This window comes from Pseudomonas multiresinivorans (assembly GCF_012971725.1).
In the GTDB taxonomy this organism is placed as follows: domain Bacteria; phylum Pseudomonadota; class Gammaproteobacteria; order Pseudomonadales; family Pseudomonadaceae; genus Pseudomonas; species Pseudomonas multiresinivorans.
The window spans coordinates 3714195-3731108 of sequence record NZ_CP048833.1 but is presented as its reverse complement, the minus strand read 5'-3'; the positions used below and the strand labels follow the sequence as shown (position 1 = coordinate 3731108).

Below are 16914 nucleotides of genomic sequence, written 5' to 3'. Positions count from 1 at the left end.
GTAGGAGCGAGCTTGCTCGCGAACCGCCCTGTACCGGATCAACCCGGCGTGAAGCGGGTTCGCGAGCAAGCTCGCTCCTGCACTATCGATGACAACTGCGTCCGTTGCCGTCTCCCGCGATGAGGCCTTTGGCCACCCCATCGATAGCCTTTTACCGCTTCAGCCAATCGAAAACTGCAATAGCAGCCCGCCCCGTTTGATCTATCTTCTGATGGGTTGTGCGAATACAAGGCGCCAACGATAGGCGCCCCCAAGGAGCCTGCAATGAGTGAAGAAAAGAAAGGTAGCTGCCCGTTCCACCAGACCGCTGGTGGTGGTACTTCCAACCGTGACTGGTGGCCCAACCAGCTGAGGCTGGACCTGCTGCACCAGCATTCTTCCAAGTCCAACCCCATGGGCGAGGACTTCAACTACGCCGAGGCCTTCAAGACCCTCGACCTGGAAGCGGTGAAGGCCGACCTGCGCGCCGTGATGACCGACTCCCAGGACTGGTGGCCGGCCGACTTCGGCCACTACGGCCCGTTGTTCATCCGCATGGCCTGGCACGCCGCCGGCACCTACCGCATCGGCGATGGCCGTGGCGGCGCCGGCCGTGGTCAGCAGCGCTTCGCGCCACTCAACAGCTGGCCGGACAACGTCAGCCTGGACAAGGCCCGCCGGCTTATCTGGCCGATCAAGCAGAAGTACGGCGCCAAGCTGTCCTGGGCCGACCTGATCGTTCTCACCGGCAACGTCGCCCTGGAGTCCATGGGCTTCAAGACCTTCGGCTTTGCCGGCGGCCGCGAGGATGTCTGGGAACCGGACATGGACGTGTACTGGGGCGAAGAGACCACCTGGCTGGGTGGCGACAAGCGCTACACCGGCGACCGCGACCTGGAGAACCCGCTGGCGGCGGTACAGATGGGCCTGATCTACGTGAACCCGGAAGGCCCCAACGGCAACCCCGACCCGGTGGCTGCCGCCCGCGATATCCGCGAGACCTTCGCCCGCATGGCCATGGACGACGAGGAAACCGTCGCCCTGATCGCCGGCGGCCACACCTTCGGCAAGACCCACGGCGCGGGCCCGGCGGACAACGTCGGGGTCGACCCGGAAGCCGGCGGCCTGGAGAACCAGGGCCTGGGCTGGGTCAGCAAGTTCGGCAGCGGCTCCGGTGGCGATGCCATCACCAGCGGCCTGGAAGTCACCTGGACGTCGACGCCGACGCGCTGGAGCAACAACTTCTTCTGGAACCTGTTCGGCTACGAGTGGGAACTGACCAAGAGCCCGGCCGGCGCGCACCAGTGGCAGCCGAAGAACGGCGCCGGTGCCGGCAGCATTCCCGATGCGCACGACAAGTCCAAGCGCCGTGCCCCGTCGATGCTCACCACTGACATCTCCCTGCGCGTGGACCCGGCCTACGAGAAGATTTCCCGTCGTTTCTACGAAGATCCCGAGGCGTTCGCCGACGCTTTCGCCCGCGCCTGGTTCAAGCTGACCCACCGCGACATGGGCCCGCTGGCCCGCTACCTGGGGCCGGAAGTGCCGAAAGAGGAACTGATCTGGCAGGACCCGATTCCGGCGGTCGACCACCCGCTGGTGGACGAGAAGGACATCACTGCGCTCAAGGCAAAGGTGGTGGCCTCGGGTCTGTCGGTCCCCGAACTGGTGTCCACCGCCTGGGCGTCGGCCTCCACCTTCCGTGGTTCCGACAAGCGCGGCGGTGCCAACGGCGCGCGTATTCGCCTGGCACCGCAGAAGGACTGGCCGGTGAACCAGCCGGAGCAGCTGGCCAAGGTGCTGGGCGTGCTGAGTGAAATCCAGTCCGAGTTCAACGCCTCGGCCGGTGGCGGCAAGAAGATCTCCCTGGCGGACCTGATCGTCCTCGCCGGCGATGCCGCTGTGGAAGAGGCCGCGCGCAAGGGTGGCCACAGCGTCAGCGTACCGTTCGCGCCCGGCCGCATGGACGCCAGCCAGGAGCAGACCGACGTGCACTCGGTGGGCATGCTGGAGCCGGTGGCTGACGGCTTCCGCAACTTCCAGAAGTCGAAGTTCTCGGTTCCGGCCGAAGCGCTGCTGATCGACAAGGCGCAACTGCTGACCCTGACCGCGCCGGAAGTTACCGCGCTGATCGGCGGCCTGCGCGTGCTGGGCGCCAACACCGGTGGCTCGCAGAACGGTGTGTTCACCTCGCGTCCCGGCACCCTGAGCAATGACTTCTTCGTCAACCTGCTGGACATGGGTACGGTGTGGAAACCGACCTCGGACGCCAATGACCAGTTCGAGGGCCGCGATCGCAAGACCGGCGAAGCGAAGTGGACCGGGAGCCGCATCGACCTGCTACTGGGATCAAACTCCCAGCTGCGGGCGTTGTCGGAGGTCTATGGTTGCTCGGATGGCGAACGCAGGTTCGTCAGTGACTTCGTCAAGGCCTGGACCAAGGTGATGAACCTCGACCGCTTCGACCTGCCGCGCTGATCGGGCAGGGATGAGCAAAGGCCCGCGGACGAGCGATCGTCCGCGGGCCTTGTCGTTCCGGCCGTCGCAGGATGTTCACAGGCCGCCGGCAGACTGGGCCGCTTAACCGGGAAAGGGGGGCTTTCGCCTATGCGCCGTCGACTCATCGCTGTACTGGGCACCTTCGCGCTGGCTGCCGCCAGCTTCACCGCCAGCGCCGAGGAGTCGCCCGGCCGCGCCCTGAGCGAGGCCGCCGGCGCTCCCTGGCCGACGGTGATCGCTCACCGCGGCGCCTCCCACGATGCCCCGGAGGAAACCGCGCCGGCCTATCTCGCCGCCCGTGACCTGGGTGCGGACTATCTGGAGGCGGACCTGCAGCGGACCAAGGATGGCGTGCTGGTGGCAGTGCACGATGACACCCTTGAGCGCACCACTGATGTCGCCAAGGTCTTCCCCGGCCGCGAAAAGGCTCCGGTGAGCCAGTTCACCCTGGCGGAGCTCAAGCGCCTGGACGCCGGCAGCTGGTTCAATACCACCTATCCCGAGCGCGCCCGCTCCAAGTACGCGGGTGTACGCATTCTCACGCTCGACGAGCTGATCGATATCGCCGAAGGCGGCGGCGAGACGCCCGGCCTGTACCTGGAAACCAAGGCGCCGGGGCAGTTCCCCGGCATCGAGGAAGACCTGCGCAAGGTCCTGGAAAATCGTGGCTGGCTCAATGCAGACGGCGAGCCCCAGGGCAGGATCGTGCTGCAGACCTTCGAGAAGAGCAGCCTGGAACTGTTGCACAAGAGCATGCCGAAGGTGCCCAAGGTCCTGCTGCTGTGGGTCGGTGATGGCTACATGGCGGCGAAGAAGCCAACCTCCTTTGCGCAGTCCGGGGAGAAGATCAAGGCGGACTTCTATGCGCAGCAGGAAGTGAAATCCAAGGAAGAGTTCTTCGCCTGGCTCGACTGGGCCAAGGCCCACGGCGCAATGGGCACCGGGCCATCGGCGACCCTGACCGCGCGAGGCGACCAGAGCTACATGGACCTGGTGCAGCCGTGGATGAACCAGGCCGCCCATGAACGAGGCCTGTTCGTGCATGCCTACACCGTCGACGACTCGGTGGACTTCGACAAGCTCAGCAAGACCGGGGTGGACGGCTTCTTCACCAACCGCACCGACCAGTTGCTGAAGTTCCTCGGCCGTCCGCCGAGCCAGGAGGTTGGCGAGGTGCTGAAGTCGGTCGGTTATTGAATAGCGATGAGCAGTCGAGAACTACACTCGCAGTGGCCCTTCACGTCTGGTTCGTATCAAGGAGTACTCCATGAACGCCCGCAAACTGATCCCCGCCGTCCTTACTGCCGTCCTTACTGCCGTCTTGCTGCCCTGGTCGCTGGTGCAGGCTGCGTCCCTCGGCGATGTCGCCGGTAGCCTGGGCGGCCTCGGCAACCTGTCGTCGGTGTCCTCCAGCAGCAGTAGCAACGTCGCCGGCCTGCTGGAGTACTGCGCGAAGAACAATTACCTCAACGCCGATGCGGCGACCCAGGTGAAGGACAAGCTGCTGGGCAAGCTGCCGGGCAACACCACCACCAGCGACAGCGGCTACAAGGACGGCGCCAAGGGCATCCTCACCGGCAGCGACGGCAAGAGCCTCGACCTCTCCGGCAGCGGCATCAAGGAGAAGGTCACCAAGCAGGTGTGCGACAAGGTCCTCAGCCAGGGCAAGTCGCTGCTCTGACAAGGCCTGCGCACTGCACGGAAATCATCGCGGACTTAGTCCGCGATCGCTCCGGTCTCCTACGCGGGACGCGTTTTCTCATACCGCACGTCGCGCTCATCCACGCGCGCGACCCGCTCCCAGCCCTGCTTCAGGTAGAACCCGTTGGCGCGAATCTCGTCGCCGCCATCCGTCAGCAGCCAGATCCGCTCGTGTTCGCGGAAGAGCTCGGCCTCTGCAGCCCTCAGTAGGACGCTGCCCAGCCCGCGGCCTTCCCATTCTGGCCGGACGAACAGGGCGAAGACCTCTGCCGATGCCCTATCCACCATGGCGAAGCCCCCGGCGCTGCCGTCCACCTCGGCAATCCAGGCGCAGGGGCCTGCCTCCAGCGCCTCCTTCAGCACTGCCGGTGTAATGCCTAATTCGGCCATCTGCTCGCGGCTCAGGTGGTTCTGCCGCACGCTGGTGCGGATGTCGAAGAGGGTGTCGATGTCGGCGACCGTCGCGCGACGAATCCTGGGTGTCATGTGTCTTCCTTGCCTCGGTGGCCACAGCGGCGACACCTTTCGGGAGGTGCCGCCGCTTCCGCATCAGGACGCGGAGAAGGCCGAGTGATAGGCGACCATGCCGGTTGCCGGAATGTTGCCCAGTTGAAGTGCCATGAAGTACTCCGGCGGTACGCCTTCGTAGCGGATCGCCGGGTCCACGGCAAAGCCGAAGCGGCGGTAGTAGCGCGGGTCGCCGAGTACCACGCAGCCCCGGGCGCCGAGCGCCTTGAGTTGTTCCAGTCCTGTGCGGATCAGTGCCGCGCCTATGCCCTGGCCGTGCAGGTCAGGGCGCACGGAAACCGGGCCAAGGCCGTACCAGTCGCGGCTTTCGCCGTCGAGCGTGATGGGCGAGAAGGCCGCATGGCCAACCAGTTCGTCGCCATGCCGGGCGACCAGCGACACGCTCAACGCGCCGGCGGCACGCAACGCGTCGACGATGGCGCCTTCGGTACCGTCGCTGTGTTCAGCCACGGCGAAGGCCGCTTCGGTTACCTGGCGGATGCTGCCCGCGTCTTGGGTCCGTTCGGGTTCGATGTCGTAATGCATGCTGCAATTCCTCTGGTGTGCGGCCGGGCGCAATGGCGACCCGGCCGGCGAGCGTCAGCGGTTGTCCAGTTGTGGGCGCACGGCGCCCAGCCCGGTGGGGTTGATGCGATAGGGCGCGCCGCCGCGCGAGACGATCAGGCGCTTGTTCCTGAGCTTTTTGAAGACTGCCAGGGTGCAGTCGGCCAGTACGTACCCGTCACGGGTATAGCACTCGACGAAGATGACGCGCCCGGAGTCGTCGCGCTGGAAGGAAATGTGGCCGCCCTTGGCCAGGACGTGCAGGGTCCGTTGTTCCGGTCTGGAAATGTTCACGGTGGAAACCTGTATGCAGTAGGTGCGAAAAAACCGCAGACACGAGGTTGTGTCCGCCAGCGTTTGTGCGCATCGATAACCGTCCCGCCTTGTGGCAAGGCGCCGGAGGGTTATCGGATTACTGCTATCTCCAACATGAAACCTGTCTCAACGGATCAGTGGAATGCCCGGAAGTGGGCGCGGCAATTCTAGGCGCCGGGCAGGAGGACGATCAACCCGCAGGTTGTTGCCATGTCTTTCATCTGCTCCCGGCCGATACGGTAAGCTGCCAGGCCTTGCCCAGCGTTCCATCCGGAGAACGATCCATGGAAGACCTCAACACCCTCTATTACTTCACCCAGGTGGTGGAGCAGGGTGGTTTCGCCGCTGCCGGCCGCGCGCTGGACATCCCCAAGTCCAAGCTCAGCCGCCGCATCGCCCAACTGGAGGAGCGCCTGGGCGTGCGCCTGTTGCACCGCACCAGCCGGCACTGCTCGCTGACCGAGATCGGCCAGGAGTATTACCAGCGTTGCGTCGCCATGCGCATCGAGGCGGAAGGCGCTTCCGAGGTGATCGAGCGCAACCGCGCCGAGCCGCGCGGCCTGGTGCGGCTGGCTTGTCCGACGACGCTGCTCAACTCCTGGGTCGGGCCGATGCTCACCCGCTACCTGCTCAAGTACCCTCTGGTGGAGCTGTTCATCGAGAGCACCAACCGCCGCGTCGACCTGCTCCACGAGGGCTTCGACATTGCCCTGCGGGTGCGCTTCCCGCCGCTGGAAAACACCGACATGGTGATGAAGGTGCTGGCCAACAGCACCCAGTGCCTGGTGGGCAGCCCGCAGTTGCTGGATCGCATGCCCGGCGACAGTTCCCCCATGGGCCTGGGCCAGCTGCCGAGCCTGCACTGGGGCGGCATGCAGCGCGAATACCAGTGGGAGCTGTTCAACCAGGAAGGCGAGCGCCTGCTGATCTCGCACAAGCCGCGCATGGTGACCGACGACCTGCTGGCCCTGCGCAACGCCGTGTTGGCCGGTGTCGGCATCGCCCACGTGCCCCGCGTGGCGGTACGCGAGGACCTGGCCGCCGGCCGGGTGGTGGAATTGCTGCCGGGCTGGTCGCCCAAGTGCGGCATAGTCCACGCGATCTTCCCGTCGCGCCGCGGCCTGTTGCCCTCGGTACGCACGCTGATCGATTTCCTCGCCGAGGAGTTCGGCGAAAGCGACATGGTCTGATGGCTCAGTGGCTGTCCGCGCTGGGTTGCGCGGGCGGCGCGATCTTCTTCATCAGCGGCACCAGCAGCAGAGTCACCGCGAAGCACGCACCGACCAGCAGGAAGGCGTCGGCGAAGGTCAGTGTCTGCGCCTCGCGCCAGGTCAGGTCCCACAGGTGCCTGAGCGCCTGCTGGCTCGGTTCGCCATTGAACTCCAGAGACGGAGCCAGCCATTGGTTGAGCGCCTCGTTGCTGCTGTTCAGGTGCTCAGCCAGGCGCAGGAAGTGCAGGTTGGCGCGGTCGTTGAGCACCGTGGCGCAGGCGGCGATGCCGATGGCGCCACCGAGGTTGCGCATCAGGTTGAACAGCCCGGAAGCGAGCTTCAGGCGTTCCGGCGGCAGCGAGCCCAGAGCCAGCGTCACGGTGGGCGCCACGCAGAACTGCTGGGCCATGCCGCGCAGGGCCTGCGGGAACATCAGCTGCGCCGCGCCCCAGTCATGGGTCAACGGCGCGAATTCGTACATCGACAAGGTGAACATCACCATCCCCAGCAGCAGGATCCAGCGCAGGTCGAAGCGTCGGGCCAGCGCGGCGTAGAGCGGGATGCTCATGATCTGGAAGATGCCGGTGGAGAAGATCGCCAGGCCGATGTCCAGTGCGCCATAGCCGCGCACACGGCCAAGGAACAGCGGGGTCAGGTAGATGGTGGCGAAGATGCCGATGCCGGTGACGAAGCTGAACAGGCAGCCGAGGGCGAAGTTGCGTTCCTTCAGGGCGCGCAGGTCGACGATGGGGTGCGTCGCGGTCAGGCTGCGGTAGATGAAGGCGACGCCGCACAGCGCGGAAATCCAGGCGGTGGCGAGGATGGTGTCGTCGCTGAACCAGTTCCAGCGCGGGCCTTCCTCCATGGTGTACTCCAGGCAGCCGAGGAACAGCGCCATCAGCAGGATCGCCGGGTAGTCGGCGCCCTTGAGCAGCGACAGGTCGGGCTTGTCGATGCGCACCATGATCGGCACCACGATGGCGACGAACAACCCCGGCACCAGGTTGATGTAGAACAGCCAGGGCCAGGAGGAAATATCGGTGATCCAGCCGCCGACCACCGGGCCGAGGGTAGGTGCGAGGGAGGCGATTGCGCCGATGGTGGCGGCGACAATCACCCGCTGCTTGCCGTCGAAGTAGAGAAAGCCGGTGGTGAACACCATGGGGATCATCGAGCCGCCGAGAAAGCCCTGCAGCGCGCGGAAGGCGATCATGCTCTGGATATTCCAGGCCATGGCGCAGAGCAGGCTGGTGAGAGTGAAGCCCAGTGCCGAGGCGGCGAACAGCCAGCGCGTGGACAGTACCTTGGACAGCCAGCCGGAGAGCGGGATGACGATGATCTCGGCGATCAGGTAACTGGTCTGCACCCAGGCGAGTTCATCGGCGCCGGCCGATAGTCCGCCACCGATGTCGCGCAGCGAGGCGGAGACGATCTGGATGTCCAGCAGGGCGATGAACATGCCCAGGCACATGCAGGCGAAGGAGATCACCTTGCGCCCGGTGGAAAGGCTTTCCACCGGTACCACCTCGTTGCTCCAGAGGCTCACGGCCGGCTGCCCTGGGCGACGCGCTGGTCGGCATCGCCATGGTCATGGGCGCGGGTGTCCACTTCCACCAGCACGGACAGGCCGGGGCGCAGATTGCCGAGGCGACCGTCGGCGTCGTCCAGGTGCACGCGCACCGGCACGCGCTGGACGATCTTGGTGAAGTTGCCGGTGGCGTTTTCTGGCGGGAGGATGCTGAACTGCGCGCCGGTGGCCGGGGCGAGGCTGTCCAGGTGGCCGTGGAAGACCTTGCCGGGAAGGATGTCGGCCTCGATGGTCACCGCCTGGCCAGGTTGCATGCGGGCCAGCTGGTCTTCCTTGAAGTTGGCGTCCACCCACAGGCCTTGCGCGGGGACCACGGCGAGCAATTGGGTGCCGGCGGCGACGTAGCTGCCGACCCGTGCGCGGCGGTTGCCGATGTAGCCGTCCACCGGGGCGCGCAGTTCGGTGTAGCTGAGGTCCAGGCGTGCCAGGTCGCGCGCGGCGATGGCTTGCTCCAGCGCGGCCTGGGCCTGTTGCCGCTGGCTCTGGATCACGTCGAGCTGGCGGCGCGCGGCAAGCAGGCTGGCGCGAGCCTTGTCGCTGTTGGCGCGGGCGGATTTGAAGCTGGCGTCGGCGCGCTGCGCGGCCTCCACGGAAACGGCGTTGGTCCGCACCAGGGTGGCATAGCGGTGCTGGTCGTCGCGGGTGCGTACTTCTTCGGCGGCTGCCGCGTCGATCTCCGCCTGACTCTGGCGAATCAGCGCATCCTGCAGCGAGGCCTGCGCATCGACATTGGTCAGCGCCGCTTCCTCGGCATGCACGGCGCCGTCTGCCTTGGCCAGGGCAGCGCGGTAGTCGCGGTCATCGATGCGTGCCAACAGGTCGCCGGCATGCACCCGCTGGTTGTCGCTCACCTTCAATTCGGCGATATAGCCGGCCACGCGCGGGCTGATCACCGTCACGTCGCCGCCGACATAGGCATCGTCGGTCTTCTCCAGGAAGCGACCGTCGAGCCACCAGTGCCCGGCGTAAGTGCCCGCACCGAGAACGGCTGCCGCTGCGACAGCGAGCTTGAGAGCCTTGCGCGACTTCGGTTTTGCCGTGTCGACGGCTGGCGTGGCGGGAAGGGTGACGGGCTGGTTCATGGCGGCCTCGCTCAGGCGTGATCGGCTTGTGGGATGTGGACGGGGACGAGCTGGTCGCCCTCGCGGCGATGGATCTGGTGCTGCGGGCCGATGACTTCGCCGCTGTCGGCATCCACCAGGGCGATACGCACTGGCCGGCCCGTGCGGGTGTCCACCAGCTCGGCGGCGCTGGCCATGCCGGCGTGGCGCTTGCCCCACTGCAACAGGGTGAGCAGTACCGGGCGCAGGTCGCGGCCGCGATCGGTGAGCAGGTATTCGAAGCGCGGCGGATGGTCGTTGTACTGGCGGCGTTGCAGCAGGCCGCTGTCCACCAGTGCGCGCAGCCGACGAGTGAGGACGTTGCTGGCGATGCCCAATCGTGCGAGGAACTGGTCGAAGCGCGTGGAGCCGTAGAAGGCTTCGCGCAGGATCAGCACGTTCCAGCTGTCACCGATCAGGTCCAGCGCCTGGGCCACGGGGCAGGGGAGGTTTTCGAAGCTGGATCTGCGCATGGTGGCCTCTCTTTACATGAGCGTCGTCATCTAATAAGGCCGCCTTGCCACGGGCCTGGCAGGGCGTCAGGCCAAAGGCGGCTATAAAGATTATGGTTGTAATCTAATGGGGTCGCTTGCTTTGCGCAAGTGACTCATCGAAGGGGAAACGGGCGTGGGGATGAGCGGTATACCGAGGAGATATCACCGCTGCGCAAAGAGTTGCCCAATTCTGCGGAAGTTTCCCGGAGAAGTTCTGGGAAGTTGCCCTGAAACCCTCTTTGGAAGAGTTTGAAATTGGCCAGGAGAATTATCCGGGAATGGCCTGGAACACTTGTTCCATAACTTTCCTGCAGGCAAAAAAAGGCCGCCTGGGGAGGCGGCCAAACCAAAGGATGATGAAGTGGAGCAATCCTCCGGATGCTCTGGAGCGGGCATCCGGGACTCATGTTCTTCATCGGGGCGCAAGCTTAATAGCGATAGCGACAAATGCTTAATCATTCGTCTCGATATCGACTATCGACAAGGCTGGTTGGAGGGCGAGGCGGCGGATTGTTATCTCTTCGCTCGCTCTGCCTATGGCGGGGAAACATAAGAAAGTTATTCAGGATTCAATCGATACGCCTGCCAAGACAAGTCCAACAAAGGGGTAGAAGATGTCTGTTTTCCGTCTTTCCATGCTGGGGGCGATCGTCGCCGGCATTCCGTTCCAGCTGGCGCATGCCGCCGCCGTTGCCGATCAGTCCGAAGCCACCGGCTTCATCGAAGGCAGCACGGCTTCGCTGCTGATGCGCAACTACTACTACAACAGCGACCGCAAGTCCGGTGCCGGGGACCGCAAGGACTGGACCCAGGGCTTCACGCTGAACTACAGCTCCGGCTTCACCCAGGGCACCGTCGGTTTCGGCGTGGAAGCCTTCGGCAACTGGGGTCTCCGCCTGGATGGCGGCGCCGGAACCTCCGGCACCGGTAACCTGCCGGTACGTGACGATGGCTCGCCGGAAAGCGAATACGGCCGCGCCGGCGGTGCCGTGAAGCTGCGTGTCTCGAAGACCGAACTGCGCTGGGGCGACCTGCAGCCCACCGCTCCGGTGTTCGCCGCCGGCGGCACGCGGCTGTTCCCGCAGACCGCCACCGGTTTCAACGTGCTCAGCAGCGAGATCGAGGGGCTGGACCTGGACGGCGGCCACTTCACCGGCGGCAATGGCCCGGTGACCACCAACGGCGACCATGGCATCTGGGCGTCCTACGCCAACGTCGAAGCCAGCAGCATCGACTACGTGGGCGGCAAGTACGCGGTCAACGACGCGCTGAATTTCTCGCTCTATGCCTCCAAGCTGGAGGACGTGTGGCGCCAGTACTACGGCAACGCCAACTACACGCTGCCGCTGGCGGACGACCAGTCGCTGAACCTCGATTTCAATATCTACCGCACCAACGACGACGGCAGCGCCAAGGCCGGCGAGATCAGCAACACCACCTGGTCCGCCGCCGCCGCGTACACCTTCCTCACCGCCCACACCCTGACGCTGGCCTACCAGAAGGTCCACGGCGACACGCCGTTCGACTACGTGGCGTTCGGCGTCAACGGCCCTGGCGACACCGGCGACTCGATCTTCCTCGCCAACTCCATCCAGTACTCGGACTTCAACGGCCCGGAGGAGAAGTCCTGGCAGCTGCGCTATGACCTGGCGATGGCGACCTACGGCATTCCCGGCCTGAGCTTCATGGCCCGCTACGTCAACGGCCACGGCATCGACGGCAGCAAGATGGCCGCCGACAGCCCCTACCGCGGCTATGGCTACGGCGATGACGGCAAGCACCACGAGACCAACCTGGAGGCCAAGTACGTGGTGCAGTCCGGGCCGGCGAAGGACCTGTCCTTGCGCCTGCGCGAGGCGATCCACCGCGGCAATGCCGACCAGGCCGAGGGTGACGTCAACGAGTTCCGCCTGATCGTCGACTACCCGCTGTCGATCCTGTAACGCCAGTGCAGCACCTTGCTGGGTGCTGCCCTTGGGGGCTCTTCGTAGGAGCGAGCTTGCTCGCGAATGGATTACCCGGCCGCTCCAGCGTCAAGCGGTTCGCGAGCAAGCTCGCTCCTACAGGACCCGTCGTCACGCGCAGATAATCCCGGTTCGCAGGGCGCATAACGCGCCAGCGTCATCCGCCCTGCGAGGGCTGTCTTCTGCGAGCCTGGAGTGCGGGCGGAGCGCTACAATCGGCGCTCCGTTCCCGTTCCCGTTCCGCGAGAAGAGTCGATGTCCGAAGAAGAGCGCCGCACCCAACTGATCGATGGCCCGGTGGGCAAGCTGCAACTGCTGATCGACCGGCCGGGTGTGCCGCCGCAGGGGATCGCGCTGATCAGCCATCCGCAGCCTTTGCTCGGTGGCAGCCCGAAGCACCGTGTGCCGCTGACCCTTTCGCGCAAGCTTTGCGGCGCCGGCTGGCTGACCGTGCGGCCGAGCTTCCGTGGCGTGGATGGTAGCGAAGGCGAGTACGCCGAAGGCATCGGCGAGGCGCAGGACATGCTGGCGGTGATCGAGCATCTGCGTAGCGAGTATCCCGATCTGCCGTTGGCGCTGGTGGGCTTTTCCTTCGGCGCCTATGTGTTCGCCCGTGTTGCCAGTGAGCTGTCACCCGCGGCGGATGCGATAGCGCTGATGGGTTTGCCGGTGGGCACGGTCCCCGGCGGCCGCGACTACGAAGCACAGGCGGTGCCGGCCGATTGCCTGCTGCTGCACGGCGAGGCGGACGAAATGGCGCCGCTGGCCAACCTGCTGGACTGGGCGCGGCCGCAGCAGCGCGAAGTGGTGCTCTACGCCGGCGCCGATCACTTCTTCAAGGACTGCCTGGAACAGGCAGTGGAGAGGGTGATCCAGCACCTGCAGGGCGCGCTGTCCTAGGCAGGCTCAGAGGTCCTTCTTGATCTCCTTGTCCAGGTGCTTGTCTTCCTTGTGACGCTCCTTGTCGAGGTGGTCATCGGTCTTTTCCACCTCGTGCTTGTCGTGCTTGTAGCCCTTGTCGATCTCCTTGGCGTCGTGGTCGACGCCCTTGTCGATATCGCGATGCAGGTCGCGGACGTCCTTCGCGACATCGCCCTCGGCGTGGACGTACCCGACCGAAGCGCCCAGGAGCAGGACGCAGGCGGCAAGCGTGAGCGTGACAGGTTTCATGGCGGCGACCTCCGGTAGCGGCACGGGAATCAGCAAGTCTAGTTCCGGATAGCGCGAGCGCTGTTCTCCGTGCGCAAGGCTTGCAGCGTCCAGAGGCCACCGCAGAAGTCCACGGCGCCGAACAGCACCACTATCGGTTCGCACAATTGCAGCAGGGCAAAGGCGGCGAAGCCGGCCAGCACCAGGGCGCGGGTATACACCGAGGCGAGGAACAGCGGCCGGGATTCGCTGCGGGCGGCGGCGAGGTAGTAGACGCCGATGTTGAACGCCAGCACGCCGACGACCCGTATCCACACCTCCGACGTGGTGGCGACGTGGAACAGGCCGAGCAGCAGGTTGGGCACCAGCATCAGCGCCAGGCCCAGCAGCATCAGGTAGCAACCGAACCATTTGAGGGTGAGGGCGGGTCTGGACATCGTTCAGGTTTCCTTGCGGGGAAGCGGGGCCGAGCGCCCCGCGATGGGCTGAGGGTCAGCGGGTGCCGCGCCGACGCAGGGCCGACGGGCTGAAGTACTCGCCGTCCGGCAGCGCCTGGGTGAAGTCGATGCTGGCCGGCTCTTCGTTGTCGAGGTTCATCGCCACGTAGCGGCGCGCCTGCAGGTCGTGGAAGACGTCGATGGAGGTCCAGGTGGTGGGCAGCTCGTAGTAGCTGCGCAGGTAGGCCATCGATACGCGCCACAGTTCGCCACGGCCGTCGTACTGGTCGACTTCGGCGGCGCCCCAGCTGTCCTCGTCGAGGAACAGCACGCGCTTGGAGTAGATATGCCGCGCACCCGGCTTCAGCGTGCCTTCCACTACCCACACGCGGTGCAACTCGTAACGGGTGTACTGCGGGTTGAGGTGGTTGGGCGTGAGCAGGTCCTTGTACTTCACCTCGGAGCTGGCCAGGCGGAAGTTGTTGTAGGGGATGTAGATCTCCTTCTTGCCCAGCAGCTTCCAGTCGTAGCGGTCCGGAGCGCCGTTGTACATATCGGTGTCGTCGGCGGTGCGCAGGCCATCGGAGGAGGCGATGGGCGTGTCGTAGGCCAGGCTGGGGGCGCGACGCACGCGGCGCTGGCCGGCGTTGTAGGCCCAGGCCTGGCGCGGTTCCTTCACCTGGTCCAGCGTCTCGTGAATCAGTGCGGCGCTGCCGGCCAGGCGCGCCGGGCTCTTGGTGAAGGCGAGGAAGTAGAACATGCGGTTGCCCAGACCTTCGAAATTGCCGCCCGGCTGGTAGTACTTGAACAGCGCCTCCTGCTGGGTGACCACCGGCGAATAGTCGCCGTTGCGTTGTACGGCGGCTTCGGCGGCGCGGCGCACGATGAAGGTGCCACGGTAACGGGCGATGTGGTTCCACACCGCTTCCACGCCGCTCTGCGGGATCGGGAAGGGAATGCCGCCGAACGCATCGACGAAGCCATTGCCGTTCTCGGCCAGCTTGGCGCTGGTCGCGTTCTTCAACGTGTTGTCGTACACCCACTGCGGCGCCGAGCCGCTGCGCCGGGTTGGGTACACCGGAATCTGGAAGGTGTCCGGGTAGTTGTTGAACATCGCCAGTTGGCCGGGCGTGAGGTTGGCCTTGTACCGCTCCAGGTTGGCTTTGGTGATGGTGAACAGCGGCTTGTCCGCCGCGTACGGGTCGATCGGATGCTGGCCGGGCTTGTAGCCGGCCGGGGCCTGGGTGATGCCACCGGTCCAGGCGGGGATGCTGCCGGCGGCGTTGCCGGCCTTTTCCGCGCCCAGCGGAGTGAGAGTGGATTGCAGCCTGGCTGCGTCCTGCGGGGAAACCGCCGCCAGCGCACTGCCGGCGGACAGGGCCAGCGCGACAGCGGCGCTGACCAAGGTACGAATGTTGCCCATGGTGGTTCTCCGCTCAGAAGGAGTACTTGACGTTGAAGCCGACGTTGTCGCGGTCGCGGGCGGCGTTTTCCTGCCCGGCGCCGTAGAACTCTGTGTACTGCAGCTCGGCTTCCAGGCTGTTCAGGTAGGTCGCCTTGAGGCCCAGGGTGTAGGCCTTGCGCCCGGCGATGAAGTTGCCGGCCTGCTGCGAGTTGCCGCTGAAGTCGTCCTTGTAGACGGCGTAGGGCGAGAGGTTGATCCCGGCGAACACGTCGTTCCAGGTGCCGGTCAGCAGCAGCGTGGCGCCGTAGGCATTGCGGTTGACCTGGTCGCCGCGGTCGAAGCCGGAGACGTACGCGCCGTTGCTGCGTCCGGAGTAGTAGCGGGTGCTGCCGTCATACGCGGTGTATTGCAGGCTGCTGCCGCGCAGTTGCTCGGCGGCCACTTCGAACACGCCCATGAAGGAGTCGAAGGACAGCGACGGGCCGAAGTTGTAAATGGTCCCCAGCGAGCTGTTGAAGGACTCGACGCGCTCGTAGTCGTGCACCGCCCCGCCCAGGCCGACCATCTGCCCGCCGACATTGACCTTCTGCCCGTCGGCGATCTTGCCGGCCTGGGCGAGCATGTCGCCGAGCAGGTCGTTGGTGGTCGCCACGCCGATGGGCAGGTTGGGCCGGTAGGCGATCTCGCCGAACAGCGAGGCGTCGCCCAGCGTGGTGTTGAAGCTCAGGCCGTACATGCGGATGTTCTCGACATACTCCCGGCGGGCGTTGGCCTGGTTGGCCATGTCCACCGCCGCGGCGGCGTTGATCAGGCCGAGCATCTGCCCACGGTTCTGCACCAGCGCGTCATAGGACGGCGAGCCGACCAGCTGTGCGAGCTGGTCCATGTCCAGCCCGGCGTAGCTCTTGTTCAGGTCGGCATAGATCACCGGGTCCTTGGCGTGGTAGTTGACGAAATAGAAGCCGAATTCGGTGGAGTTGAGCTGCTCGGCGATGTAGTGGAAGGCCACGCCGAACTGGCCGTCGTTCTTCGCGTTGATGTCCTTGCCGATGTGCGAGACCTTGAAGTAGCCGTTGCTGTCCAGGTAGTCGGTGCCCTGCAGGCCGGCGAAATGGCTGGCCGAGAGCTGCGGATAGAGGGTCTGGAACAGCGGATCGGACAGCGCTTTCACCCGCGTGTAGCCGGTGTTGCCGCCGTCGGCGAAGAGGTCGGTCTCGGAGAAGAAGGTACCGGCCGGGTCGAGGCGGGTTTCCTTCCAGTTCCACTGGTAGAAGGCGTCCATCGACAGGTTGTCGGTGAGGCCGACGTTGAAGCTGACCGCCTCCACCGGCATCAGCACTTCCTTGAGCTCCGAGCCGGGCAGGCGGAACTTGGCGGCGTCCACCGGGTTGGTGGTGTTGATTCCGCCTCGGTAGAACACGCCTTCGCCCCAGTTGAAGACCTGGTTGCCCAGGCGCGCGCTCAGCGGATGGTCGGCGACGTCCCAGTTGCCGTACAGGTAGGCGTCGAGGATTTCCGCGCGGTGCCCGGCGGTGTCGCGGGTGGCGTCGGTGAAGTGGTCGTTGTGCGGGTAGCTCTGGCTGGGCTGCGGCGGTTCGTTGTGGTCGTAGTAGTCGTTGCGCTTGTCCATGATCTGCGTGTCGTAGAACGCCGAGCCGCGCATGAACAGGCCGTAATTCTGGTAGGTGGCCTCCAGGTCCGAGGTGATCTTGTACACCTCCGAGGCCAGTCCCGTGCTGAAGTTGCGGTTGCCGTCGTTGCTGTTGACGTCGTTGTTGGTCTTGTCCTGACCTTGCACGCGCCACAGCGCGCCATAGGACACCGTGGTGTCCAGCGAACCGCTGAGCTGGTTGTCGAGGAAACTGAATTCGACGGCCTTCGACTGGCCGCTGAGCATCAGGGGTAAAACGCAGGCAAAGGCGGACCCGGTCTGCAAGCGACGCTTGCGGGATCTGGTGGTCATGTGAGGCTACTCCAACGACTGGTTCTTATTGTGTGTGT

Annotated in this window: 16 protein-coding genes; 6 read left to right on the top strand and 10 right to left on the bottom strand. The window is 65.3% G+C overall.

The features are described from left to right. Window positions 1-264 precede the first annotated feature (264 nt). The 3 genes from katG to G4G71_RS16925 all read left to right on the top strand — a co-directional run bounded on the left by katG (window position 265) and on the right by G4G71_RS16925 (window position 4159). Window positions 265-2457 (top strand): catalase/peroxidase HPI, encoded by a 2193-nt coding sequence (gene katG, locus G4G71_RS16935; protein WP_169939206.1) that lies wholly within the window; start codon window positions 265-267, stop codon window positions 2455-2457. A gap of 129 nt (window positions 2458-2586) precedes the next feature. Beyond that, entirely contained in the window at window positions 2587-3675 is a 1089-nt protein-coding gene (locus G4G71_RS16930; RefSeq protein ID WP_169939205.1) for a glycerophosphodiester phosphodiesterase, read from the top strand. Window positions 3676-3745: 70 nt separating this feature from the next. Continuing rightward, complete coding sequence (locus G4G71_RS16925) at window positions 3746-4159, top strand: YjjA family protein (RefSeq protein WP_169939204.1); 414 nt, start codon at window positions 3746-3748, stop codon at window positions 4157-4159. Between the two features lie 59 nt (window positions 4160-4218). Here G4G71_RS16925 and G4G71_RS16920 read toward each other — a convergent pair whose 3' ends face one another. The 3 genes from G4G71_RS16920 to G4G71_RS16910 form a co-directional block, all read right to left on the bottom strand. After that, window positions 4219-4665, bottom strand: coding sequence for a GNAT family N-acetyltransferase (locus tag G4G71_RS16920; protein ID WP_169939203.1), 447 nt, complete (start codon window positions 4663-4665; stop codon window positions 4219-4221). A gap of 63 nt (window positions 4666-4728) precedes the next feature. Then, entirely contained in the window at window positions 4729-5232 is a 504-nt protein-coding gene (locus G4G71_RS16915; protein ID WP_169939202.1) for a GNAT family N-acetyltransferase, read from the bottom strand. Between the two features lie 54 nt (window positions 5233-5286). Next, a complete protein-coding gene (locus tag G4G71_RS16910; protein ID WP_169939201.1) occupies window positions 5287-5544 on the bottom strand; it encodes a YjhX family toxin in 258 nt (85 codons plus the stop codon). A 305-nt stretch (window positions 5545-5849) separates the two neighbouring features. Between G4G71_RS16910 and G4G71_RS16905 the strand changes: the two genes are divergently transcribed. Continuing rightward, window positions 5850-6755, top strand: a complete 906-nt coding sequence (locus G4G71_RS16905) for a LysR substrate-binding domain-containing protein (RefSeq protein WP_169939200.1) — start codon at window positions 5850-5852, stop codon at window positions 6753-6755. 4 nt (window positions 6756-6759) lie between these two features. On the opposite strand, the gene G4G71_RS16900 is transcribed toward G4G71_RS16905, so the two are convergent. The 3 genes from G4G71_RS16900 to G4G71_RS16890 all read right to left on the bottom strand — a co-directional run bounded on the left by G4G71_RS16900 (window position 6760) and on the right by G4G71_RS16890 (window position 9937). After that, on the bottom strand, window positions 6760-8247 hold the full coding sequence (locus G4G71_RS16900; RefSeq protein ID WP_240964958.1) for a DHA2 family efflux MFS transporter permease subunit: 1488 nt from the start codon (window positions 8245-8247) through the stop codon (window positions 6760-6762). Between the two features lie 71 nt (window positions 8248-8318). Then, entirely contained in the window at window positions 8319-9446 is a 1128-nt protein-coding gene (locus tag G4G71_RS16895; protein WP_169939198.1) for an HlyD family secretion protein, read from the bottom strand. A gap of 11 nt (window positions 9447-9457) precedes the next feature. Continuing rightward, entirely contained in the window at window positions 9458-9937 is a 480-nt protein-coding gene (locus G4G71_RS16890; RefSeq protein ID WP_169939197.1) for a winged helix-turn-helix transcriptional regulator, read from the bottom strand. A gap of 635 nt (window positions 9938-10572) precedes the next feature. On the opposite strand from G4G71_RS16890, the gene G4G71_RS16885 reads away from it, so the two are divergent. After that, window positions 10573-11901 (top strand): OprD family porin, encoded by a 1329-nt coding sequence (locus G4G71_RS16885; protein ID WP_169939196.1) that lies wholly within the window; start codon window positions 10573-10575, stop codon window positions 11899-11901. Between the two features lie 276 nt (window positions 11902-12177). Then, complete coding sequence (locus G4G71_RS16880; RefSeq protein WP_169939195.1) at window positions 12178-12822, top strand: alpha/beta hydrolase; 645 nt, start codon at window positions 12178-12180, stop codon at window positions 12820-12822. Between the two features lie 6 nt (window positions 12823-12828). Here the strand turns inward: G4G71_RS16880 and G4G71_RS16875 are convergent, their stop codons facing one another. Genes G4G71_RS16875 through G4G71_RS16860 form a run of 4 tightly spaced genes read right to left on the bottom strand, consistent with a single transcriptional unit; the run spans window position 12829 to window position 16876 of the window. Next, a complete protein-coding gene (locus G4G71_RS16875; protein WP_169939194.1) occupies window positions 12829-13092 on the bottom strand; it encodes a hypothetical protein in 264 nt (87 codons plus the stop codon). 38 nt (window positions 13093-13130) lie between these two features. Then, window positions 13131-13508, bottom strand: a complete 378-nt coding sequence (locus G4G71_RS16870; RefSeq protein ID WP_169939193.1) for a hypothetical protein — start codon at window positions 13506-13508, stop codon at window positions 13131-13133. A gap of 55 nt (window positions 13509-13563) precedes the next feature. Further along, the gene (locus tag G4G71_RS16865) at window positions 13564-14931 is read right to left on the bottom strand and encodes a DUF1329 domain-containing protein (RefSeq protein WP_169939192.1); all 1368 of its coding nucleotides are present in this window, start codon (window positions 14929-14931) and stop codon (window positions 13564-13566) included. Window positions 14932-14944: 13 nt separating this feature from the next. After that, a complete protein-coding gene (locus G4G71_RS16860; RefSeq protein WP_169939191.1) occupies window positions 14945-16876 on the bottom strand; it encodes a DUF1302 domain-containing protein in 1932 nt (643 codons plus the stop codon). Between the last annotated feature and the right edge of the window lie 38 nt (window positions 16877-16914).

Coding starts and splice junctions, on each gene's coding strand:
- katG (WP_169939206.1), top strand. CDS start 265: ATGAGTGAAGAAAAGAAAGGTAGCTGCCCGTTCCACCAGACCGCTGGT.
- G4G71_RS16900 (WP_240964958.1), bottom strand. CDS start 8,247: ATGTGCCTGGGCATGTTCATCGCCCTGCTGGACATCCAGATCGTCTCC.
- G4G71_RS16890 (WP_169939197.1), bottom strand. CDS start 9,937: ATGCGCAGATCCAGCTTCGAAAACCTCCCCTGCCCCGTGGCCCAGGCG.
- G4G71_RS16885 (WP_169939196.1), top strand. CDS start 10,573: ATGTCTGTTTTCCGTCTTTCCATGCTGGGGGCGATCGTCGCCGGCATT.
- G4G71_RS16860 (WP_169939191.1), bottom strand. CDS start 16,876: ATGACCACCAGATCCCGCAAGCGTCGCTTGCAGACCGGGTCCGCCTTT.
- G4G71_RS16875 (WP_169939194.1), bottom strand. CDS start 13,092: ATGAAACCTGTCACGCTCACGCTTGCCGCCTGCGTCCTGCTCCTGGGC.
- G4G71_RS16865 (WP_169939192.1), bottom strand. CDS start 14,931: ATGGGCAACATTCGTACCTTGGTCAGCGCCGCTGTCGCGCTGGCCCTG.
- G4G71_RS16870 (WP_169939193.1), bottom strand. CDS start 13,508: ATGTCCAGACCCGCCCTCACCCTCAAATGGTTCGGTTGCTACCTGATG.
- G4G71_RS16930 (WP_169939205.1), top strand. CDS start 2,587: ATGCGCCGTCGACTCATCGCTGTACTGGGCACCTTCGCGCTGGCTGCC.
- G4G71_RS16920 (WP_169939203.1), bottom strand. CDS start 4,665: ATGACACCCAGGATTCGTCGCGCGACGGTCGCCGACATCGACACCCTC.
- G4G71_RS16880 (WP_169939195.1), top strand. CDS start 12,178: ATGTCCGAAGAAGAGCGCCGCACCCAACTGATCGATGGCCCGGTGGGC.
- G4G71_RS16925 (WP_169939204.1), top strand. CDS start 3,746: ATGAACGCCCGCAAACTGATCCCCGCCGTCCTTACTGCCGTCCTTACT.
- G4G71_RS16905 (WP_169939200.1), top strand. CDS start 5,850: ATGGAAGACCTCAACACCCTCTATTACTTCACCCAGGTGGTGGAGCAG.
- G4G71_RS16895 (WP_169939198.1), bottom strand. CDS start 9,446: ATGAACCAGCCCGTCACCCTTCCCGCCACGCCAGCCGTCGACACGGCA.
- G4G71_RS16915 (WP_169939202.1), bottom strand. CDS start 5,232: ATGCATTACGACATCGAACCCGAACGGACCCAAGACGCGGGCAGCATC.